Raw genomic sequence first — 24209 nt, 5'->3', positions numbered from 1 at the left:
AAAAGATTTTTTTATTAATTGGAGAACAAAATTGTTAAAACCCATCATAAAGATCTCAACAATTTTTTTATTTGTTTTCGCTCAAATTAACTTTTCACAAGATTTTTTATCGCTAGACTCGCTTAAAAAAATATCTAAAACACATGATTTAACATTGCCCGATTGGGGTCCTTATACAAAAAGATATATTGGCATTTCACACATTCCTGACGTTAAAAGCGGACTTCGATTTGATCTTAGTGTTTTTCCGGGTCTTTATAGAAGAAAAATTTCAGTACCTAATGTACATTATGAAAGCGATTACCATCCTTGGGAAGCTTCGCCCAATTTAGAATATTTCAGCTTTAGACATGAAGTAATTTGGAAAGATCAACTGTACACGGATATTTCTTATTCCAACATTTCTGAAAAAAGCAGATTAATAAAAATTGAATGTGTAAATAATACTGAACAAAATGAAAACCTTGTAATTCATTTTATGGCATCTATGAATTTTCCGCCAATAAAAGAATATAGTCCCTACACGCCAATTTATCCTATGCGAATTACATTACCAAATGGAGCTCAATGGATTGACGCAATTGATTATTCTGATTTGAAGTTTGCAAATACAAGACCATCAGATAATTTAGTTTACGACGGAAAAATGCGAGGCGAAATTAGAGTCGATAAATTTGTAAACGGAAGCGGAATAGGAACCGGATTTGGAAAAGATATTGGAGATGAAATTTCATTTAATATCAGTTTGCAAAATGATATGGAAAATGCCGTATTGATGTTCAGATACAAAATGAAAAATAATTCTCGACTTTCCTTTAATGTTGCCGGCTTGATAAAAAGTGAAATATTATTTACAGGTAATGATGACTTTTCCGAATCAACTCTTGAATTGGGTAAAACCAAAAAAGGTAATTATGAACTTAAATTAATTTCTAACGGCGGTAGTGAAATAGAACTTGATGGATTTGCAATCGTGGAAAAAGATCAGACAAAAAATATCAAATATGATTTAAAGATATGGAATTATACACCGCAAATAACCGAAGGTCCGGTTAATAATTCACTGATACTTAAATATGAAGATGTCGATAAATATTACGGCTTAATTTGGTTTTACGATGAATTTGAAATCCGTGAATGGTATGGAAGAGATCTTGCTGATTACTTTAAGCGTAATGTAAATGAACATAATCAAAAAGTGTTTCACGGCGAGGAAGATGGACATTTTACAAATGTATTTTTAAGACCAATAATAATGGAACCAAATTCCAAACGAAATATTTACGGAGTTGTTTATTACGGAACAAAAAATGAAATTGAAGATTATTTCGAAAATTTAAAATACAGTCCAGAAAAATTTGAAGAAATTTACAGCGGCGCAAAGAGAAATGTTCCAAATATTGAATGCACGCCGGATGGTGAGAAGTATAAATTTAGTATTGAAAAAATGAACGCTACATTGGATTGCAACGTTGTTTATCCGATATATACTCAAAAGCAATATATTCGTCATCACGCGCCGGGAAGATGGTGGGATTGTTTGTATACTTGGGATTCCGGTTTTATTGGCATGGGTCTTTTACAGAGTGATGTTCTTCGCGCAGCGGAAAATTTAAATGCTTATACGCAGGAAGTCGGGGAACAATCCGCATTCATTCATCACGGAACACCCGTTCCGACTCAACATTATTTATTTCTAGAATTATGGAACAAAACTCAATCAAAGGATATGCTTGAATATTTTTATCCAAGACTAAAGCAATATCATGAATTTATGGCCGGAAAACTTGGAAGTTCATCGACAAAGATCCTTAAATCAAATCTTTTAAAAACTTGGGATTATTTTTATAATTCCGGAGGTTGGGATGATTTGCCTCCGCAAAAATATGTTCGTGATAATGGATTGGAAAAAACACTTTCCCCAGTAATTACTTCATCGCAAGTTATTAGAACGGCAAAAATATTGAAAATGACCGCGGAAAAACTTGGTTATAAAAACGATGTAAAAGAGTTTGATAACGATATTGAAACATTTTCAAAAGCACTTCAAAAGTATTCATGGGATAATGAAACCGGATACTTTGGCTATGTTGTGCATGATGAAAATGGAAATCCAGATCATATTTTAAAGTACAATAATGAAATAAACTATGATATGACTTTCGACGGAGCTTATCCATTAATTGCTGGAATTTGTAATGATAGTCAGAAAGAAAGAATACTATCCTCATTAAAATCCGATAAACATATTTGGTCAAATGTCGGACTTTCAGCTGTTGATCAATCAGCACCGTATTATAAAATTGACGGTTATTGGAACGGGACCGTTTGGATGGCGCATCAATGGTTTTTCTGGAAGACTATGCTTGATCTTGGCGAATCGGAATTCGCGTTTAAAATTGCAAAAACGGCTTTGGATGTTTGGAAGAATGAAGTAGAAACATCGTATAACTGTATGGAGCATTTTTTAATTGAAACCGGAAGAGGTGCGGGCTGGCATGAATTCGGTGCATTGTCTTCGCCTGTAGTTATTTGGTTTGCAGCATATTATCAGCCAGGTAACTTTTCCGCCGGGTTTGACGTTTGGATTGAAAATAAAAAATTCGATAAATTATTCACAAATTTCAGCGCAGATATATCTGTAATTAAAAATAATAATAGAACAGCTTCATTTGTTGTTTGTATGAACCCGAATTTTAACTATGAAGTAAAATGGAATAATAAAGTAATTGATTATAAAATGCTTGGGAAAGGAACATTAAGTATTGATTTAAATTTGTCTAAAAATAGAAAAGGTAAACTTGATATAGTACAAAAACCTTTTTAATTAAGTAATATTTTTATTTAACTTTTGGGGGAATTTCAGAATGAAAAGAAACAATTACATTGTTATATTAATATTGTCTACATTTTTTGTGATTTCTTTCATTACAAATATTCTGGGTGCCTTAAACCCAGATGTGATTAACAGCTTTAGTCTGAGTTTAACCTTATCCTCACTATTACCATTTGCATTTTTCATTGCGTATGGAGTTATGTCAATTCCTGCCGGCATTTTGGTCGAAAAGTTCAAAGAGAAAAATACCATGATCGCGGCGTTTTCATTAGCGTTAATCGGTTCCTTATTATTTTCCTTATTCCCAAATTATTTAGTGTTTTTGATTTCATTGTTCCTTATGGGATCCGGAATGGCTATGCTTCAAGTTGCAATAAACCCATTATTAAGAGTTTCCGGCGGCGAAGAACATTTTGCGTTTAACTCAGTTTTGGCTCAATTGTTATTCGGTGCCGCATCGTTCATTTCACCTATGATTTTGACATATTTGATCTCTAATCTAAATGCGCAAAGTTCAGATAATTTTATCAAATCAATATTTTCAACAATTATTCCCGTAGATCTTTCATGGGTTTCGGTATATATTTTATTTTCAATAATTCTATTAATTATGATCGCCTTAGTACTTTTTACAAAATTTCCAAATGTTGAAAGAAAAGAGGACGAAATAACCGGAAATTGGGAAATTCATAAAGAGCTATTTAAAAACAAAACAGTAATATTATTTTTTATTGGGATATTTGCATATGTTGGTACCGAACAGGGTGTTTCATTTTGGATATCAAAATTCTTATATACTTATCATAACGTTGATCCCTTAACTACGGGCGCTTCAATTGTCGGATGGTTTTGGGGAATGATGTCAATAGGATGCTTAGTAGGATTAGGTTTACTTAAATTATTTGACAGTCGAAAAATTTTGGTTGTTACATCAGTCTTGGCGATAATATTTTTGGCATTTGCGCTAGAAGGTAGTGCGGATATTTCACTTTTTGCGTTTCCCGCCGTTGGGTTTTCCATTTCAGTAATGTGGTCAATTATTTTTTCATTAGCGCTTAATTCTTTAAATAAGCATCATGGTTCTTTTGCCGGAATTTTGTGTACTGCAATAATTGGCGGAGCAATTGTTCAACTATTCATTGGTTGGCTTGGAGATAATTTTGGTCTTAAAACAGGGATGTCTTTCATTTTCGTAATTTTACTATACATCTTTAGCATTGGAATTTGGGCAAAGCCAATAATTTCCAATGAAACAATAAAAAGAAATTAGTTTTGGACTAAAATTAAAAATGAATTTAAGATCTTTCATCACTGTTCAGATTACTGCAAACTGCATATTTATTCATTTTAAAATTCTTTTTTAAAAAAATAACTTGCTTTTAAAAATTAAAAACAGTATTTAACTAAACCGTTTTAGTAAAAATAATTGATTATTGGTTTAAAGTGTTTAATCATTTGACTTAACTATAAGTAAATCGGTATAGTAAATAGTCAATTTCCTTTTCAGATAGTGCTTAATTCGAATTACAAAGTCTAAAGTTACAAAGTGTCTTATTTATAATTTGGTAAAATTTATAAAAATTATAGTTTGTTAATATTTCAATTTTGTTTCTTAAAAATACATTGAACAAAGAAAACTTAATAACTATTTGCAAAAAAACATGGAAATGAAATTATGCAATCATTCAATACTAATCTAAACAACTTCGGCAGTTTAATTTTTCGTTCATTCTTATTATTGATATTTATTAGCAGTTTTCAACTTGCACAAAGATCCGGAAATATTATAGGAGTCGTAAACGACAAAGCGTCCGGTGATCCATTGCCCGGTGCAAATGTTTTTTTAGATGGAACAAGTTTTGGAGCTGCTTCTTCATTGGATGGTGAATATGTAATAAGACAAGTGCCACCTGGTGATTACAATATGATAGTTAAATATATCGGCTATAAGGAAAAGAAAATAGCAATAAATGTTAAATCAGGTTCAACACTTAAATTAGATGTTGATCTTGAATATGTTGCAGTTGAAAGTGAGGAAGTTCTTGTTTCAGCTCAAGCGGTTGGACAGATTGAAGCTATAAATCAGCAGTTGTCATCTAATACAATAAAAAACGTAGTTTCAGCTGATCGTATTCAGGATATACCTGATATTAATGCTGCGGAATCTGTGGCGCGGTTGCCCGGAATTAGTATAGTTAGAAGCGGAGGAGAAGGACAAAAAGTTACCGTCCGCGGATTATCACCTAAATATAATGTAATGCAAGTGAACGGCGTTAGAATGCAGTCCACTGACCGTGACGACAGAAGCGTTGATTTAAATATGATTGCTCCTAATGTACTTTCCGGAATTGAAGTAACTAAAGCTCTTACGGCGGATATGGACGCGGATGCAGTTGGCGGAACCGTTAATTTAAAAATCGGAAGTGCCGACGAAGGATTTCATAGTAGATTTGGCGCTCAAGGCGGTTACGGTTCAATGGCAAATACTTACGGTAATTATAGGATTAACGGGTTAATAAGCGATAGATTTTTCGATGAAAAACTTGGTGTTCAAGTTTCAGGTTTCTTAGATAATTTTAACAGAAATTCTGATGTATTAAGTGCTTCGTGGATAACAAATAGATCAACTGTGACAGAACAAGGAAGTGATTTACTGCTTACGGAACTTGAGTATGCTACAATTACCGATAGAATTACAAATAGAAAAAGAGCCGGTGGCGGTTTAGTGCTTGATTATCAATTGCCGTTTGGTAAATTATTTCTGAATAATTTTATTAGCAACTTATCAGAAAATCAAAAAGAAGTTTGGAATGGCATCTATACTAACGGTGCATTTTCAGCTTATGCTACTTTAAGTGAGGCAAGCAATACTGTATTTAATAATGCGCTTCAAGGCGAATTTGAATTTTCTAATATTGGTATGGATTTTTCTATTTCAAATTCTGTTTCTTCTCAATATAGACCTGGAGATCTGCGCATGAATGTTGGTACGGAACAGGGGCAGACAGGAACAATAATTCCGCAGGGATTTATTGCTAGAGAATCAGAACCGGATGTTTTCTTAAATACTATTTCTGTTAGTAAAAATTTGAGAGTAACAAATTTTAATACTTTAAAAAGAGATGTAAATGAATCTGCTCAAGAAGGTCTATTAAATTTTAAAATTCCATATAATTTTTCTACTTATCTTTCAGGAACATTAAAATTTGGCGGAAAATTTGTACACAACAATAGAAAGAACGACGAAACACAATGGTTCAACACTCCGGATCGAGTTCATGTTGGCGAATTATTTGTTCAACTTTTAGAGGATTCAGTATGGACAGATTTGGGCTTAGCTCCGGAAGATAGAAATTTAGGAATACGAGCTTTTTTATTTGAAAACGCAAATTATGACGTAGGTGATTTTTTATCTGGAAAAGAAGGTATCAACACCTTTTTTTACTTACCTAATACAGATAGAATGAAAATTTTTGAAAGATTAGCGAAAGCCAATACAGTAAATGACAACGGTATAATTTATTCAGCTTATCCAATTGAAGAACAGCCTTCAAGGCAATATGATTATGATTATTCAAGAAATTTATCCGCATTTTATGTTCAGACCGATTTAAATATTGGACGATATGTTACTTTGTATCCCGGTATTCGTTATGAAAATTTTGATGTTGATTATTCAGCATATTTTACCGAAAGATATGGCCCGAATACTTTTGATTTTAGAAGTACTAAATTAAATGTTGATACAATAAATACCATTAACGGAAAAAATTGGTTTCCACAACTTCATGTGCGTATTAAGCCGCTTGATTGGCTAGATATTAGATTGGCTTCGACAAAGAGCATAATTTATCCTGATTACAGAGCGATTTCGCCTTATAGATACCTGAATACTTTTAATAATCCGCCAACTTTATTCATTGGAAATCCTTATTTGAAACCAGCAATTTCACAAAATTATGACGTTTACGCTTCGGTATATGATAATAAAATTGGATTGTTCACAGCCGGTTACTTTTATAAAGAAGTAGATAATTTAATAGTAGCATCAAGTTTTAAAACAAAAGATGCTTCAACTATCAATAATATGATGCTATTAACCAAGACTCAAGACACGCAAATTGACACATGGATTAACTTGGAGCAAACATCATTTATTCGCGGATTCGAATTAGATTGGCAGACCCATTTTTGGTATCTTCCTTCTTTCTTACATGGAATAGTTTTTAACATTAATTATACACATATCAGTTCAGAAACTAGCTACCCATTCCAAACATCAAAGAAGATAGGAACAGGACCATTTGCTAAAACTGTTTTTATAGATTCATCAAGAGCAGGTCGTATGCCTGATCAACCAAATGATATTCTCAATGCAACAATTGGTTACGATTACAGTGATTTTTCTGCGCGTCTTTCATTCGTGTTCCAAGATAACGTTTTAATTTCAGTAGATAGGACATTTGACGAAAGAGATGCTTATACCGACGCTTCATACCGATGGGATTTTACTGCGATTCAAAAATTACCATGGGTGCAAGGGTTACAGGTTTATTTAAATGTGAATAATATTTCAAATGAACCGGATCGCCGTTTTATAAGTGTCTTGAAAAAATTAAATTCTGTTGAATATTATGGGATGACAACTGATTTGGGAGTAAAGTACGAATTTTAATTATTAAAAATTTTACCTAAAAAAATAAAAGGAGATTTAAAAACAGTATTGAAAATTATTTATAACTAAAAAAAATAAAACATACCTAAAATAAAAAGGGAGGAATGAATGAAAAAAATGATGCAATCTATGTTGTTTTTAATCGCATTTGGAACAACATTAATGGCTCAAACAACTTTGGATGCAAACCAATTTGTAAATGATCAAATTACTGGTCCTGGAGTTTATTTAGTTGAAACTGGCAAGATATATGCATTTGACGGAAGACTAGATGTAACTTGGGATATTACAATCCAGGGTCCTGCAGTAGATTGGATTGGTTCAGCGGAAAATCCGCCGGTATTGGTTAATACTCCTGGCGATGATGGTCTTGCAAGACAATTAATGGAAATTGGTACTGGGGGAAAAGTTACACTTAAAAACCTCATGCTAAGCGGGTTGCACAGCAATGGCGCTGTTGTTGGCACTTTTGTTGCAAATGTTGGCGGAGAAGGCTTTGTAGCAGACAATGTTGCCGCGGTTGACTGGCAGGATTTTGCATTTAGAAATCAATTTAAAGGGTCCGTAATTTCTCTTACAAACTGCGTCTTCTTAAATGGTGTTAGATTAAGTTATTCACCTTGGGGCGGTTTTCCATTAAGAATGGATGTTGCTTGTACAGATGTAACACTTGAAAACAATACAGTATTCAACTCAGGACGATTGATTGCAAATAGTGGTCCCTGGCTTAATGCTACAGTTCACGAACTACATTGTACATATGTAAATCAAACAGTAAACGGACACGAACAGCGTGCATACGAAATGATTCAAGCCAATAATATTTTCTATAATTATCATTTTGTTGGTCGTAAAACAACAAGCAACGTTTATGATTCATATTTTACAACATGGAATTATTTCGCAGATGCAAAAGCAAAATTGGATTCAATATCATTGTACCTTGGCAATAACTTCTTTTATCGCCAACCTGAAATTGATAATTGGTTTGTAACTTCAGGCGGAGATTCAATTTTACCGAGCTTATTGTGGGAACATGCTAATGTTGATTCTTTTGTAACTATTGATAACAACTATAAAATTGGTACTAATTATGCTGAATTTGAAATTGGATTTAATAACTATCCTGATATTCTCGCAAAACAAATTCAGTTCTTAGATGAATATTGGTATTCGGCACACAGAGGAACAGATTGGCCGGATTGGAGAGTTCCATCACCAGTAGTTTGGGATACAACAACCGGAATTCCATCAATCGCCGCTTGGCCTCCTGCTATGGATTTAAGCTATACAAACACATATTTGCAGAAAGCCGGAACTGATGGATTGCCTTTAGGCGATTTAAACTGGTTCCCATCAAAGAAAGCAGAATTTTTGACAAATAAAACTGCAATTATAGCTTCATTAAGAGATTCAATTGCAAATGCAAAAGCTTTATATGTTCCTGGCTCAGCCACACCAATGATTACACCAAACATGGTATCGGTTAAACAAGAAGGTTCTGTAATTCCACAGGATTACTATTTATCAAATAATTACCCAAATCCGTTTAACCCATCGACAAAAATTACATTTGGAATTCCAGAACAAGCAAACGTAACAGTATCGGTGTATAATGTTTTGGGACAAAAAGTATTTGAGATGACAGAACATAATCTTGCAGCCGGAAGTCATTCATTTAATTTTGACGCGTCAAAATTAAGCAGCGGAATTTATGTATATTCAATTAGTACAATAAATGCAGCAGGACAGAAATTTGCTGCATCAAAGAAAATGATGTTCTTAAAATAATATTAGTTATTGTTCAATTAAGTTTCTCCATATAAATTATGGAGAAACTTTTTTAATAATATTTAGGTAAACTTTGCGCTATGTGAAAAATCATATTGAATCATTTCTTAATAATTTCAATAAAATACACCTTCTTTTTAAATTCTCAATTATATACTCTGCATTTTTATTATTCCCGCAAGATTTAGTTTTAGGAGAAGTAAAAGATTATAACATTTTAGATTATGGTGCAAAATCAAATTGTAACACTTTAAATCATATTTATATTCAAGCCGCAATAGATGATGCCTATAAAAATGGAGGAGGAAAGGTTATTGTACCACCTGGAATATTTTTAACAGGATCATTTTATCTTAAATCAAATGTTGAATTGCAAATTGATAAAGGAGCTGTATTAGTCGGCTCTACAGATATTAGCGATTATAAAAATATAGATGATTGGAAAGCTCTTATATTAGCTGAAAATCAGAGCAATATAAAAATTACAGGCGATGGAATAATTGACGGTCAGGGAAGAAGTTTAGCATTAAAAATTGACAGTTTATTTTATGCCGGTAAATTAGATTCTATTTATTATAATAAAAACAGAAAAAGACCAAATGAACATATTAGGCCTGAATTAATCAAATTTTATAAATGTGATTCTATTGAAATAAAAAATATAAATCTTAAAAATTCTTCATGCTGGGTGCAGACTTATCAATTATGCAGCAATTTGAAAATAGATAATATTAAAGTTATAAGTGATGCTTATTGGAATAATGACGGTTTGGATATCGTTGACTGTAAAAATGTTCATGTTTTTAATTGTTATATAAATTCAGCTGATGATGGAATTTGTTTAAAATCTGAAGATAGTAGTGCATTAAATGAAAATATCGTTATTGAAAATAATACGATAAGATCAAGCGCAAGTGCGGTAAAATTCGGCACTGCATCATCCGGCGGATTTAAAAATATTACAATTAAAAATATCAAAGTATTTGATACATTCAGATCAGCAATAGCATTAGAATCTGTCGACGGCGGTATTTTAGAAGATGTTTATATTAAAAACATTACTGCATATAATACAAGAAATGCGGTTTTTATAAAATTAGGACATAGAAACGTTGATGGTAAAATAGGAACCCTTAAAAATATTGTAATAAAAGATATAAAAGTTCATATTCCATTTAATGTACCTGATTTAAATTATGAAATTCGCGGACCGGAATTATCATTCATTCACAATCCATTTCCCGCATCAATTACAGGGCTTCCGGAAAACTTTATTGAAAATGTTACTTTAGAGAATTTTGAAATAGTTTATCCAGGTAAAGGCAATAATGGATTAGCCAATCTACCCTTATTTAAATTAAAAGATGTTCCGGAAAATGAAAAGGAGTACCCTGAATTTCACATGTTTGGTGAATTACCTTCTTGGGCATTTTATATTCGGCATGTAAAAAATTTGACTATGAAAAATTTCATCATTGTTGCAGAGAATCCAGATTATAGACCGGCTTTTGTTTTTGATGATGTTGAAAAATTAAATTTAGAAAAAATTGATATTTTGGAAGATGAAATTGATAAGCATCAAATAATTCTATTTAATGTTAAAGATTATTTCATTGATGATAAATTAGAAAAAGAACTATTTATAATTAAATGAACATTATTCTTTAAAGATTATTAAATTTGCAATTATAAAATAATTGAATTGTTCTGTTAGGAATTTTTATGAAGTTGACAATTGTAGACATTGCAAAATTATCCAACGTTTCGGTTTCTGCCGTATCTATAGTACTTAATAATAAACCAGGAGTTTCTAAAAAGACTAGAGAAAAAGTTCTTAAAGTAATTGAGAAGTATAATTATAATCCAAATCAAATTGCGCAATCTCTTGCGTTAAAGGAAACGAAAAGTATAGGTTTAATAATTAAAGAAATTGATAATCCGCATTTTGCCAAAGTAATGAAAGGCGTTTATGACACCGCTTCGGAATTTGGTTACTCTGTTTTGTTGGGAAGTTCGGAATTAAATGCTGAAAAAGAAGCTGAAATAATCAATACAATGTTAAGTAAAAGAGTTGACGGGTTGATTATTTCTCCAATTCAAAATGACGTAAGAAACTTTTTTTCATTGGCAAATTTGATGAGTGACAATGTTTCATTTGTAATTCTTGGCATGATTGATAATTATACTGTTAATAGTGTGGATATTGATAATCGTAAAGCAGCAAAGGAAGCAGTGCTGCATCTAATAAAATTAGGACATAAGAAAATTGCCTACTTTGGCGGTCCGCCGCATTCGGGACATGCTCAAAAAAGACTATATGGTTATCAAAACGCGTTGAATGAAAATTTAATTCCAATTGATGATGAGCTACTTTTTACAGTCGGACCAAACATAGAAGATGGTTATAATCTTGCTCATGAATTGTTTTCCAATAGCAATGGCAATAGACCAACCGCAGTATTTTGTTATAATGATCTTGCTGCAATTGGTGTAATAAATGCGTTAGAAAAATTAGAAATAAGCGTACCGGAAGATGTATCTGTTTTTGGTTTTGATAACATTGATTTCGGTAAATACTTAAAGTTCCCTTTATCAACCATTGACATGCCCGCATTTAAAATTGGTGAAGAAGCCACTAAATTGCTCATTAGAGTTATTCAATCAAAAGGTGAAATAAGGAATGAAAAAGTAATTTTGGAACATCAATTAGTAATAAGAAATACATGCTCTAAGGTTAAAAGAATGTATCAAGCTAAGGAATAATTAATTATTCAAAAATAATGTATATTTAAACAAGCCCGCATAGAAAAATCTTGATTTTGACCTCAAATTTCGTTAAATAACTAAAGCGTTTTAGTAAGAATAATCAGTAATGCCGGAACATTATAAATTACTTAATGTTACAAAATCATTTTTATTATGAATCGATTTAGTGAGCTGAAATTTTAAGAACTATTTTATTTGTTATATAAGCTGTATTATTTAATTTATCACGCTAACCAAGTTAAAATAAAAATTTACAATAGTTAATATTAATAATATCTAAATATCTTATATAAGTTTAATTTATAATTAATAATATTAAAATGAAAAAGACAATTATTAAAATATATCATACTATAATTATAATTTCACTTTATAATTATTCACTAATAATTGCCCAAAATGATTTAGTAAAGTATGTAAATCCATTGATTGGAACAGCTCCTTCAAGAACAATAAGCGCCTTAAAACATGGTGAAGGAACTGAAAATAACGCTCAAGTAATTCCTTCTGTTACGGTTCCATTTGGGATGACAAATTGGACGGCTCAAACAAAGAACGTTGAAACAAAGTGTGTGGCACCTTATTATTATAAGGATTCGCTGATTACCGGATTTAGAGGCTCACATTGGTTAAGCGGTTCTTGCACTCAAGATTATGGAAGTTTTACAATTATGCCGATTTCAGGTAAATTAATTTACCTGCCTGAAAATAGAGGTTCGGTATATAATCATGATAATGAAATTTCAACACCCTATTATTATAAAACGCATCTGGATAATTACAACATTGATTGCGAATTAGCAGCTACCGAAAGATGCGGCTTCTTAAAATTTACTTTTATTGCCGATGAAAATAAATATGTAATTGTAGAACCCAACAGCGATGAAAATGAAGGCTTTATTAGAATTATTCCTGAAGAAAATGAAATTGTCGGTTATAACCCAGTTAATAGAATTTACCAGGGCTGGGGAGAAAAAGCCGGTTTCAGCGGTTATTTCGTTTTACGTTTTGATGTACAAATTTTAAATTACGGTATTTATCAAGGTAATAATGTTTTTGAAAATCAAAATGAAATTGCGAACCTTGAAAAAATTGGCGCTTATGTTGATTTTACAAAATCTGAAAAAAAAATTATAAATGTAAAAATCGGGACATCCTTTGTAAGCATTGAAAATGCAAGAAAAAATTTAGAAGCCGAAATTGGGGACAAAAATTTTGATGAAATAAAATTTCGGTTAAAGAATATATGGAATGACTATCTATCCAAAATAAAAATAGAAACAGACAGTAATGAAGAAAAAGTAAAATTTTATACTTCATTTTATCATTCTCTTCAACACCCGCGGACATTTAGCGATTTCAATGGTGATTATCCTTCTTTCAATGGAGGAAAGGAAACAAAGAATTCTGGCAATGATAATTATTATTCCGACTTTTCCGTTTGGGATACTTATAGGGCGCTTCATCCGTTATTTAATATAATAATTCCTGAGAAAAGTCGAGGTATGTTGAAGTCTTTGCTGCTTATGGCAGAACAAGGCGGTTGGCTTCCAATTTTCCCTTGCTGGAATAGTTATACTTCTGCTATGATAGGCGATCATGTTATTTCATTAATAGCCGACGGATATGTTAAAAATATTTTAGATTTAGATCAAAAGCAGTATTCATTTTTAGTGAAAAATGCTACCCAATCACCAATAGATTTTAAGGAATATAATGATGGAAAAGGCAGAAGAGCTTTAAGCTCATATTTGCAATATGGGTATATTCCACTTGAAGACAGCGTAAAACAATCATTCCATAAGCAAGAACAAGTTTCAAGAACTTTGGAATATGCGTATGATGATTTTGCGTTGAGTCAAATATCTAAAAAAATGGGTATGACTGAAGATTACCTGAAATTTTATAATAGGTCGAAAAATTATAAAAATGTTTTTGATCCTTCCGTAAAATGTGTAAGAGGAAAATTTAAAGACGGTAAATTCACGAATGAATTTATCAAAGATAAAAGGATGCCCTATATTACTGAAGGAACGCCTTGGCAATATACTTGGTATGTTCCTCAAGATATTGACGGACTAATAAATTTAATGGGCGGTAAAGATGAATTCAATAAAGAACTTGAATATTTTTTTCAAAGTGAAAATTATTGGCATGGAAACGAACCAGGTCATCAAATTCCATTTCTGTTTGCTTACAGTGGTGAATTAGATAAAACAAATGTAATTGTTGATAAAATTTTGAATGAAGAATATGGCGCCGATCCAGGCGGACTTAGCGGGAATGATGATTCGGGACAAATGTCAGCTTGGTACGTTTTTGCTTCAATGGGATTTTATCCGGTTTGTCCGGGCTCAACTGAGTATGCTATATTTTTACCAAAAAATAATTCAAGCATTATTGATTTGGGAAATGGTAAAACATTTAAAATTTTTAAAACCGGTACAAGTAAAAATTTCATTGTAAAATCAATTTTACTTAATAATAAAGTTTTGGGAAAAAATACAATAGATCATTCTGAAATTATGAATGGCGGTGTTTTGGAATTTGTTTTAGAATAAATCAATGAAAATATCCTTACAAAAATTATACGAAAAATATTACGGCAGTTATGGAATTCCTGCGTTCAACGTTTTTACGGCTGAACAAGTAATGGGAGTTTTTAAAGGCGCTAATAAAGCGGAACTTCCAATAATAATTGCAATAACGCCGGCAGCTCGAAATTATATTTCACATGAAATGCTTCAGGCAATGATTTCGGCTGCTGCTATTCTTTATCCCAATGTTGAATTTTCAGTACACCTAGATCACGGAAATATCGATCATTGTATTAATGCAATTAACAGCGGTTTTTATGATTCGGTTATGATCGACGCGTCTCACGAAACATTTGAAAATAATATTTCAATAACTTCGGAAATTGTTAATCGAGCACACGAAAAAGGAATCGCGGTTGAAGCTGAATTGGGAGTACTTAGCGGAGTTGAAGATAATATTAATGTTTCAGAATTTAATTCTAGATTTACTGATCCGGATCAAGCGTCTGAATTTATTAAAAGGACAAATATCGATTCATTAGCTGTTGCAATTGGTACTAGTCATGGCGCATATAAATTACAAAATGTTGATGGATTGCAATTTAACATTCTTGAAAAAATAAATAATAATCAATTTGGATTCCCAATTGTTCTTCATGGCGCGTCGAATGTTTCTAAAAGTGAAATAATTAGAATTAATGACGTTGGCGGAAAATTGCAAAACAGCGCAAAAGGAATTGAGATTGAACAAATTCGAAGAGCAATTAAACTCGGCATATCAAAAATTAACATAGCAACAGATTTAAGATTATTATGGACGAGAGTTCACCGCGAATTTTTTATGGAAACACCAGAACTTTTTGATCCTACAATTCCTGGAGAAAAATATATTAACGAAATTTCAAAATTGGTTTATATAAAATGTATTTCATTTTTCTTAGGAAATAACTTAGATGCATTATTTATAAATACAAACAATATTATGGATTACAATGATTAGAGATCTTAATTGTAAATTATTAGTTCACCCTTATAATATTAAAAGTGGACAATACCATGATTTGACTACTGATAATATTGGGTGGAAACATTTAAACTTCGGCGCAAGGAAAATATCAAAAGGTGAAATCTGGAAAAGTAATTCTGAAGAATTTGAAATTTGTATTGTACTGCTTGGAGGGAAATTTTCAATTGAATCTAAATATGGAAATTGGTTTACAGAAAACGGCAGAAAAAATGTTTTTAACGGTTTACCGCATGCAGTCTACTTACCTGCGCATACTGAATTTAGTCTGAAAGGCGAAAGTGATGAAGTTGATTTTGCGTTTGGCTATACTAAATCGCAAAGTGAACATGTAGGATATTTTATTACACCTAAAATGGTAAAAGATTTCGGCATTGAGCTAAGAGGTGGAGATAATGCATCACGACAAATAAATTCTATTTTGCCTCCTGGATCTGCATGTGGTAAACTCGTTTGTGTTGAAGTTTATACGCCGTCTGGAAATTGGAGTTCTTTTCCGGCACATAAACACGATGAAAGAAAAGTGGCCCCCAATGGAAAAATAATTGAAGCTGAACTTGAAGAAATATATTTTTACAAGTTTGAAAAACAGCAGGGTTTTGCTTTACAGAAAGTTTATACAGATAGTAGAGATCTAAATGAAATTGCCGAGCCGCATAATAATGACGTAGTATTAATTCCAAGAGGTTATCATCCTGTTTCAGCAGGACACGGTTATAATACTTATTATTTAAATTTTCTTGCAGGATCGGATCAATCATTGGCTAATACAGATGACCCTGATCATAAATGGATTTACGGAACTTGGAAAAAGATGGATGAGAGACTTCCTTTAGTAACTTTGGAAATGAATAATGAATAATACAGAAAAAAAATATGACGTTTTTACTTATGGTCGTTCATCTATTGACCTTTATAGTAATAATATTGGCGCGCCATTTATTGACATTAAAGAATTTGGCGCATTTGTCGGCGGTTCGCCATTAAATATTGCGGTTGGATTACGACGTTTGGGATTAAAATCTGCTCTTCTTTCCGCGGTTGGAAATGATATGGTTGGAAAATTTCTTCTGAACTTTTTAACTAAGGAAGATGTTGAAACTAAATTTATACCTATAAAAGATGGTTCAAGAACAAGCGCGGTTATTTTAGGAATTGAACCGCCTAATAATTTTCCGTTAGTGTATTATCGTGATAACTGCGCTGATTCAAAATTTAATATTGATGATGTAATTAATGCAGACATTTCAAGCACTAGATTATTGGAAGTTTCCGCAACTGCGCTGAATATTGAACCAAGCAGATCCGCCGCGTTTTTTGCCGCCGAACAAGCCAGAGAAAATAATATTCCGATTTTAATTGATTTGGATTTTAGAGCTGATCAGTGGTATGATGCAAGAGCATTTGGCGTTACTACAAGAGCCTTCTTGAATTACGCAAACTTAGCTATAGGAACCGAAGAAGAAATTTTAGCTACAATGTTAAAAGATCCGACGCAGATCAGTATTAAAAATCAGCAAATCTCTGCTCCTGAAATTACCGGGAACATTGATGAAGCAATTGAGAATATTCTTAAAACCGGAGTTGAAGCATTAATTGTAAAACGTGGATCTAAAGGTGCTTCATATTATTTGCAAAATGGAAAACGAATTGACGTGCCCGGTTTTCCGGTTGAAGTAATTAATATTTTAGGGGCGGGTGACGCTTTTGCAGCCGGTTTCATTTTTGGTTTTCTAAATAATTGGGATTGGTATAAAAGCTGCCGATTAGCAAATGCCTGCGGTGCTATATTAGTCACAAAACATGGATGCGCAAATTTTAATCCCACTTACAATGAAGTAATGCAATTTATTGAATCATATGGAGGATTTTAATGGAAACAGTTAAACTAACGGTTGCTCAAGCAGTAATTAAATTTTTAATGAATCAATATGTTGAAAGAGACGGTAAAAAGAACAAATTTTTTGCGGGCTGTTTTGGCATTTTCGGACATGGAATTGTTGCCGGTATTGGTCAAGCTCTTCATGAAAACCCAGAATTCAAATATTACCAAACCCGAAATGAACAGTCAATGGTGCATACTGCCGCTGCTTACGCAAAAATGATGAATCGTTTAAGTACGTTTGTTTGTACAACTTCTATTGGTCCGGGTGCGACAAATATGCTTACGGGAGCCGCTGCCGCAACAATTAATAGATTGCCGGTATTATTAATTCCCGGCGATATTTTCGCAAGGCGAAACGTTGCGCCTGTTCTGCAGCAGCTTGAATTACAATATACACAAGATGTTTCTGTAAACGATTGCTTTAAACCCGTTTCAAAATATTGGGACAGAATAAATAGAGCAGAGCAATTAATTACAGCACTTCCTGAAGTTATGAGAGTACTTACATCACCATCTGAAACGGGGACAGTAACACTTGCTCTTCCTCAGGATGTTCAAGCCGAAGCTTTTGATTTTCCAAAAGATTTATTCAAAGAAAGAACATGGTTAATTCAAAGAACCAGAGCGGATAAAGAATTATTATCAACCGCGGCGAACATGATAAGGAAAAGCACAAAACCTTTAATAATTGCCGGAGGCGGAACAATATACAGTGATGCAACATATGAACTCGATAAGCTTGTTGATTTAACAGGAATTCCGGTTGCAGAAACTTTTGCTGGTAAAGGATCCCTGAAATATGATAAGCCCGAAAATTTAGGTGCGGTCGGCGTTACCGGAACTCCGGGTGCGGTTCAAATGTCTGCCGAAGCGGATTTAATTATTGGCATAGGAACAAGGTATAGTGATTTTACAACATCGTCTAAAACAGCGTTTAAAAACCCAAATGTAAAATTCATAAATATTAATATCACCGATTTTGATTCTCATAAACATTCTGCACTACCTATAATTGGTGACGCAAAAGTTGTTCTGCAGGAGTTGATAGAATTATTAGATAATTATAAAATTGAAAGAGACTGGAGAAATAAAGCTATTGAATTTAATAAATCTTGGGATATTAAAGTTACAGAATATTATGAAAAAACAAATAAATTCCCTTTAACTCAAGCGGAAGTTGTTGGAGCGGTTAATAATTTTGCCGATGAAAAAGATGTTGTACTTTGTGCAGCCGGTAGTCTGCCCGGAGATCTTCATAAATTATGGCGCACAACAAGTAATAAAGGATTCCATTTAGAATACGGATATTCAACAATGGGTTACGAACTTGCCGCAGGAATTGGCGCTAAAATGGCTTGTCCGGATAGAGAAATATACGTTATGGTTGGCGATGGAAATTATTTGATGAATAATAATGAAATTATAACGGCAATTCAAGAAGGTATAAAATTTACAATAATCCTTTTGAACAACAACGGATTTGCAAGCATCGGTGGTTTATCTGAATCAATTGGAAGTAAAAGATTTGGAACTAAATACAGATATAGAAATACCAAGTCTGGTAATTTGGATGGTGAGATTTTACCAGTTGATTTTATTAAAAATGCCGAAAGTCTTGGGGCAAATGTTTTGGAAGCTAAAAGTTTTGACGAATTAGTTAAATGTTTAGCAAAGGCAAAAACAGCCAATAAAACAACATTAATTTATGTTGAAACAAACCTTGAAAAAACCGTTGAAGGTTACAGCTGGTGGGAAGTTGCCATATCTCAAATTTCTGAAATGGAGACGGTTAAAGAGGCATATAAAGATTATGTTAAAAATAAAAGTGAGCAAAGATATTATTTATAATTGGAAGAAACCTATAAGATGAAAAAATTAAAAAATTATATTAATGGAAAATGGACGGAAAGTAAATCCAATAAATATTTAAATGTAAAAGATCCAGGCAGCGGTGAAATTATAAGCAATGTTCCTGAAGGTTGTTTCGAAGATGTAAATTTAGCCGCCTCTGCAGCAGCCGAAGCATTTCTGAAATGGAGAAACACTCCTGCAGAAAAAAGAATCCAATATTTATTTAAAATGAAAACAATTTTGGAAAATAATGCAGATGAAATAGCTGAAATAAGCACAAAAGAATGCGGCAAAACTTTTAGTGAATCAAAAGCTGAAATTGTAAGAGCAGTTGAAAATATTGAGGTTGCTTGCGGTATTCCAACCTTAATGCAAGGTGAATTTTCAGAAGATATTTCTGCTGGAATTGATGAATATGTAATTCGCCAGCCATTAGGCGTTGGCTCATGCATCGCACCATTTAATTTTCCAATTATGATTACATTTTGGTTCATGCCTTATGCAATAGCGGCTGGTAATACATATATTGTCAAACCTTCGGAAAAAGTTCCTGAAACAATGACAAGAATCTTTGAACTTCTAGAGGAATTAAAACTTCCTGAAGGCGTATTGAATTTAGTTCATGGCGGAAAAGAAACTGTAGATGGAATTCTTAAACATCCCGATATAAAAGCAATTAGTTTTGTCGGTTCTTCAAATATTGCCAAATATGTTTATTCTGAAGGTACAAAACATGGTAAACGAGTTCAAGCACAAGGCGGCGCGAAAAACCCCGTTGTAATAATGCCGGATGCTGATTTGGAAACAACTACAAATATAATTGCTGATAGTGTTTACGGCTGTGCCGGTCAACGCTGTTTGGCTGCCTCTACCGTAATTCTAGTGGGCGAAGCAAAAGAAAAATTTACAAAAAAATTAATTGATGCCGCTAAATCAAAAACCACTTGTTATGGTTTGGATAATTCTTCCCAAATGGGGGCAATTATAACTAAAGAAAGTAAAGAAAGAATATTAAAAATCATCGGTGAAGCGGAAAATAAAGGAGCAAAAATTCTTTTAGACGGAAGAAATAAAAATGTTGATAATTACGAAGGCGGGAATTACATTTTTCCTACAATTATTGAAAATGCCCCAATCGACACTGACGCGGCTACGACTGAAATTTTCGGACCCGTAATGAATTTAAAATATGCGGATAATTTAAGCGAAGCCATAGATTTTATAAATAATAGTAAATACGGCAATGCCGCATGTATTTTTACTTCCGACGGTTCCTCTGCGAGAAAATTTAGACATGACGTAGTTGCGGGAAATATTGGTGTAAATATTGGTATCGCGGCACCAATGGCATTTTTTCCTTTCAGCGGATGGAAAGAATCATTTTTTGGCGATCTGCATGGTCAGTCAAAACATGCAGTTGAATTCTATACGCAAACGAAAGTAGTGATAGAAAGGTGGTATAGTGAATGGACAAGAAGGTTTTAATATTTATTGGAGATAAATTATGATTAAAATTGCAAATGCACCATGTTCATGGGGAGTTTTAGAATTTGATCTGGATGGAAAAGCGCCGGATTATATTCAAGTACTAAATGAAATTAAGGAAACAGGTTATGTTGGGACAGAACTTGGAGATTGGGGATTTATGCCGACTGATCCACAGGATTTGGATAATGAATTAAAACAAAGAAATTTAATAATGGTTGGAGCTTTTGTTCCGGTATCTTTAAAAGATGTATCAAAACATAAAGATGGAATTGAAGTTGCGGTAAAAACGGCCTCGCTTATGAAAAACGCGGGTTATGGAAATGCGTTTATTGTGCTAGCTGATAATAATGGCTCTGTTGAAAAAAGAACAAAAAATGCGGGAAGAGTAAATCGTGATTTAAGTTTATCAGATGAAGAATGGAAAAACTTTGCGCAAGGCGCGGACAAATTGGCAAAAGCTGTTAAGGATGAAACCGGACTGCGTACTGTATTTCACCATCATTGCGCCGGTTATGTTGAAACACCTTATGAAGTTGATAAACTAATGGAATTAACGGATCCGAAATTGTTAGGGTTAGTTTTAGATATGGGTCATTTTATGTTTGGCGGCGGTGATCCGCTTGAAGCATTGAAAAAACACAAAGAAAGAATTTGGCATATTCACTTTAAAGATTGTGAAACTAATATTGCACAAAGATCTAGAGATGAAGGATGGGATTATTTTGAATCAGTAAAGAATGGTGTTTTTTGTGAGTTAGGAAAAGGAGCAGTTGATTTTCCTTCAATTGTTGAAGAATTAAAAAATATGAATTATGACGGCTGGATTGTTGTTGAACAGGATGTTTTACCGGGTATGGGAAAACCAAAAGAATGCGCGCAACATAACAGAGATTACATAAAATCTTTAGGATTATAAAATTAGGAACTATAATGGAAAAATTAAAAATTGGAATTATTGGTGCCGGTAGAATCGGCAAGGTGCATACAGAAACAATTGTTCAAAATATACCCGATGCGGAAATACTTGAAATTGCGGATGTTAATATTGAAGAAGCAAAAAAATTAGCCGGAAAATTCAACATTGCGAAATTTTCTTCAGATTATAAAAATATCATAAACAATCCGGATATTAATGCTGTAGTAATTTGCTCGCCAACAAATACTCATGCTCAATACACTATTGAAGCGGCAAAGGCCGGGAAACATATTTTTTGCGAAAAACCGGTTGACTTAGATATTAAAACAATTCAAAACGTAATTGATGTTGTAAATGAATGCGGTGTTAAACTTATGGTTGGATTTAACAGACGTTTTGATTCTAACTTTAGAAAAATAAAACAAATGGTGATAGAAGGTAAAATAGGCGAACCTCATATTTTGAAAATTACTTCAAGAGATCCCGCTCCGCCTCCGGCTGAATATGTTGCCGTTTCCGGTGGAATGTTTTTGGATATGACAATTCATGATTTTGATATGGCAAGATATATTGTAGGCAGCGAAGTTAAAGAAGTATTTGTCAAAGCGGCTGTTCTTGTTGATCCTGAAATTGGGAAACAAGGCGATGTTGATACGGCTGTCATTAATCTTGAATTTGAAAACGGCGCTTTAGGTGTTATTGATAACAGCAGAAAAGCAGTCTATGGATATGATCAGCGCGTAGAAATATTCGGCTCAAAAGGAATGATCAAAGTTGATAATAACGCGCCTGATAATCATCAATTTTACAGCGATTGCGGCGTACATGCTTCGCTTCCGCTAAATTTCTTTATGGATAGATATATTGAAGCTTATGCCTTGGAAATGAAAGAATTTTGTTCGGCGGTAATTGATAATAAGGAAATTTCAGTCGACGGTACAGATGGTTTAAAATCAGTTGTTATTGGATTGGCTGCAAAAAAATCTGTTATGGAAGGTAGACCGGTAAAAATATCTGAAATAATTTAAATTAAAATGGTTGAATATAACATATTAGATTTTGGTGCAGTTGCCGAAGAGGAAAATGACAATTCCCTGGCTTTTCAAGCAGCTATAAATAGATGCGCAGAAAATGGTGGTGGATATGTCATTGTTCCTTCTAACATGAAATTTATGACCGGACCGTTTAGTTTAAAATCGAACGTAACTCTGTACGTTGAAACAAATGCTGTGATTCTTGCCAATCCTGATGAAACAGTTTATACAAAAAGTGCATTTCGTGAAAATCTTGGTGAAGGTACAATTTGGATAGGCGGTGAAAATGAAACTAATATTTGTATTGAAGGAAATGGAACCATAGACGGCAACGGAATCGCGTTTATGGGTCCCGAAGAAAAAGCGGCATACATCTTAAAAGAATTTAATGTTATAGATCCAAGACCGCATTTACTTACATTAGTTAATATTGAAAACCTATTAATTCGTGATGTTACATTTAAAAATTCCGCATACTGGTGTTTGCATATTGTCGGTTGCGATAATGTAAAAATTGAAAGCGTAACAATTCTTAATAATCTAAAAATAAGAAATGGCGACGGGATTGATCTTGACCATTCTAGAAATGTAAGAATTAGCAATTGTTATATTGAATCTGCAGATGATTGCATTTGTTTTAAGACCAGAAGAGAATATGATGAATTAGGACCAACAGAAAATGTTGTTGTTTCAAATTGTATAATGACATCGACATCCTGCTCAATTAAATTGGGCAGCGAAAATATGGACGCGATAAGAAACGTAATTGTTTCAAATTGTATTATTAAAAATAGCAATAGAGGAATAGGGATTCAAAATAGAGATGAAGGAATTGTTGAAAATATTATTTTTGATAATATAATTGTTGAAGGCAGATTATTTGATGATGTTTGGTGGGGTAAAGCCGAGCCTATTTATATAACAGCATATAAAAGAAAATCAGAAAATAATAAAGATTCCAACTGGCGCTTTGCCAAAGGACAAACAGAAGGAAAAGTCGGCGAAGTTAGGAATATTAAGTTCAGCAATATTTTCTGCAAAAGTGAAAACGGAGTTTTCATTGGAGGCGAAGAAAATAAAATCAGCGGCATAAGTTTGTATAATGTAAGCTTAGAAATTGAAAAATCAACTAAATACAAAGGCAATGTATACGATCTGAGACCATCCGATACAATAGGGTTAATGGAAACAAACATTTCAGGTTTTCACATTGATTCAGCAGATGATATATTACTTAGCAACTGCAGGTTAGTATGGGGAAAAAATAGCGAACCGTATTTTAGTCATGCACTTGCTTTTAACAATGCATCAAATATAAATATTGTAAACTTTAACGGCGAATCAGCTCAAGATCAGTTTGAACCTCACAAATTCAATAACTGCGGAGAAATTAATATCAAATAATA

At 33.0% G+C, this 24209-nt stretch carries 15 protein-coding genes; all 15 read left to right on the top strand.

Annotated elements, in window-relative coordinates; genetic code table 11:
* The first annotated feature begins 130 nt into the window (after nt 1-130).
* Complete coding sequence (locus IPK06_05340; GenBank protein ID MBK7979424.1) at nt 131-2827, top strand: hypothetical protein; 2697 nt, start codon at nt 131-133, stop codon at nt 2825-2827.
* A 40-nt stretch (nt 2828-2867) separates the two neighbouring features.
* Entirely contained in the window at nt 2868-4106 is a 1239-nt protein-coding gene (locus IPK06_05335; protein ID MBK7979423.1) for an MFS transporter, read from the top strand.
* A gap of 405 nt (nt 4107-4511) precedes the next feature.
* Entirely contained in the window at nt 4512-7511 is a 3000-nt protein-coding gene (locus IPK06_05330) for a TonB-dependent receptor (GenBank protein ID MBK7979422.1), read from the top strand.
* A gap of 108 nt (nt 7512-7619) precedes the next feature.
* A complete protein-coding gene (locus IPK06_05325) occupies nt 7620-9302 on the top strand; it encodes a T9SS type A sorting domain-containing protein (protein ID MBK7979421.1) in 1683 nt (560 codons plus the stop codon).
* Between the two features lie 73 nt (nt 9303-9375).
* Nucleotides 9376-10956: a glycoside hydrolase family 28 protein gene (locus IPK06_05320; GenBank protein ID MBK7979420.1), complete on the top strand. Its 1581-nt coding sequence runs from the start codon at nt 9376-9378 to the stop codon at nt 10954-10956.
* Between the two features lie 68 nt (nt 10957-11024).
* Nucleotides 11025-12065 (top strand): LacI family DNA-binding transcriptional regulator, encoded by a 1041-nt coding sequence (locus tag IPK06_05315; protein ID MBK7979419.1) that lies wholly within the window; start codon nt 11025-11027, stop codon nt 12063-12065.
* Nucleotides 12066-12388: 323 nt separating this feature from the next.
* Complete coding sequence (locus tag IPK06_05310; protein MBK7979418.1) at nt 12389-14629, top strand: GH92 family glycosyl hydrolase; 2241 nt, start codon at nt 12389-12391, stop codon at nt 14627-14629.
* A gap of 4 nt (nt 14630-14633) precedes the next feature.
* Nucleotides 14634-15605 carry a class II fructose-bisphosphate aldolase family protein gene (locus IPK06_05305; GenBank protein ID MBK7979417.1) on the top strand — a complete coding sequence of 324 codons (972 nt, stop codon included), beginning with the start codon at nt 14634-14636 and terminating at the stop codon, nt 15603-15605.
* Nucleotides 15598-16491: a 5-deoxy-glucuronate isomerase gene (gene iolB / locus IPK06_05300; GenBank protein ID MBK7979416.1), complete on the top strand. Its 894-nt coding sequence runs from the start codon at nt 15598-15600 to the stop codon at nt 16489-16491. Before IPK06_05305 ends, iolB begins: the two co-directional genes overlap by 8 nt.
* Nucleotides 16484-17503, top strand: a complete 1020-nt coding sequence (gene iolC, locus IPK06_05295; protein ID MBK7979415.1) for a 5-dehydro-2-deoxygluconokinase — start codon at nt 16484-16486, stop codon at nt 17501-17503. The genes iolB and iolC overlap by 8 nt, the downstream gene beginning before the upstream one ends.
* A complete protein-coding gene (iolD, locus tag IPK06_05290; GenBank protein ID MBK7979414.1) occupies nt 17503-19362 on the top strand; it encodes a 3D-(3,5/4)-trihydroxycyclohexane-1,2-dione acylhydrolase (decyclizing) in 1860 nt (619 codons plus the stop codon). Before iolC ends, iolD begins: the two co-directional genes overlap by 1 nt.
* Before the next feature lie 18 nt (nt 19363-19380).
* Nucleotides 19381-20850 carry a CoA-acylating methylmalonate-semialdehyde dehydrogenase gene (locus IPK06_05285; protein MBK7979413.1) on the top strand — a complete coding sequence of 490 codons (1470 nt, stop codon included), beginning with the start codon at nt 19381-19383 and terminating at the stop codon, nt 20848-20850.
* Nucleotides 20851-20869: 19 nt separating this feature from the next.
* Nucleotides 20870-21769: a TIM barrel protein gene (locus IPK06_05280; protein ID MBK7979412.1), complete on the top strand. Its 900-nt coding sequence runs from the start codon at nt 20870-20872 to the stop codon at nt 21767-21769.
* Between the two features lie 14 nt (nt 21770-21783).
* A complete protein-coding gene (gene iolG / locus IPK06_05275; GenBank protein MBK7979411.1) occupies nt 21784-22797 on the top strand; it encodes an inositol 2-dehydrogenase in 1014 nt (337 codons plus the stop codon).
* A gap of 6 nt (nt 22798-22803) precedes the next feature.
* Nucleotides 22804-24207, top strand: coding sequence for a glycoside hydrolase family 28 protein (locus IPK06_05270; protein MBK7979410.1), 1404 nt, complete (start codon nt 22804-22806; stop codon nt 24205-24207).
* Nucleotides 24208-24209 lie beyond the last annotated feature (2 nt).

This window comes from Ignavibacteriota bacterium, from assembly GCA_016713565.1.
Classification (GTDB): Bacteria; Bacteroidota; Ignavibacteria; order Ignavibacteriales; family Melioribacteraceae.
The sequence above is the reverse complement of the archived record's forward strand: the minus strand, read 5'-3'. Positions and strand labels throughout refer to the sequence as shown.

Bases quoted from the DNA above. Each gene is read 5' to 3' on its own strand.
- IPK06_05335 (MBK7979423.1), top strand. From the start codon at position 2,868: ATGAAAAGAAACAATTACATTGTTATATTAATATTGTCTACATTTTTT.
- IPK06_05330 (MBK7979422.1), top strand. From the start codon at position 4,512: ATGCAATCATTCAATACTAATCTAAACAACTTCGGCAGTTTAATTTTT.
- IPK06_05325 (MBK7979421.1), top strand. From the start codon at position 7,620: ATGAAAAAAATGATGCAATCTATGTTGTTTTTAATCGCATTTGGAACA.
- IPK06_05315 (MBK7979419.1), top strand. From the start codon at position 11,025: ATGAAGTTGACAATTGTAGACATTGCAAAATTATCCAACGTTTCGGTT.
- IPK06_05310 (MBK7979418.1), top strand. From the start codon at position 12,389: ATGAAAAAGACAATTATTAAAATATATCATACTATAATTATAATTTCA.
- IPK06_05305 (MBK7979417.1), top strand. From the start codon at position 14,634: ATGAAAATATCCTTACAAAAATTATACGAAAAATATTACGGCAGTTAT.
- iolB (MBK7979416.1), top strand. From the start codon at position 15,598: ATGATTAGAGATCTTAATTGTAAATTATTAGTTCACCCTTATAATATT.
- iolC (MBK7979415.1), top strand. From the start codon at position 16,484: ATGAATAATACAGAAAAAAAATATGACGTTTTTACTTATGGTCGTTCA.
- iolD (MBK7979414.1), top strand. From the start codon at position 17,503: ATGGAAACAGTTAAACTAACGGTTGCTCAAGCAGTAATTAAATTTTTA.
- IPK06_05285 (MBK7979413.1), top strand. From the start codon at position 19,381: ATGAAAAAATTAAAAAATTATATTAATGGAAAATGGACGGAAAGTAAA.
- IPK06_05280 (MBK7979412.1), top strand. From the start codon at position 20,870: ATGATTAAAATTGCAAATGCACCATGTTCATGGGGAGTTTTAGAATTT.
- iolG (MBK7979411.1), top strand. From the start codon at position 21,784: ATGGAAAAATTAAAAATTGGAATTATTGGTGCCGGTAGAATCGGCAAG.
- IPK06_05270 (MBK7979410.1), top strand. From the start codon at position 22,804: ATGGTTGAATATAACATATTAGATTTTGGTGCAGTTGCCGAAGAGGAA.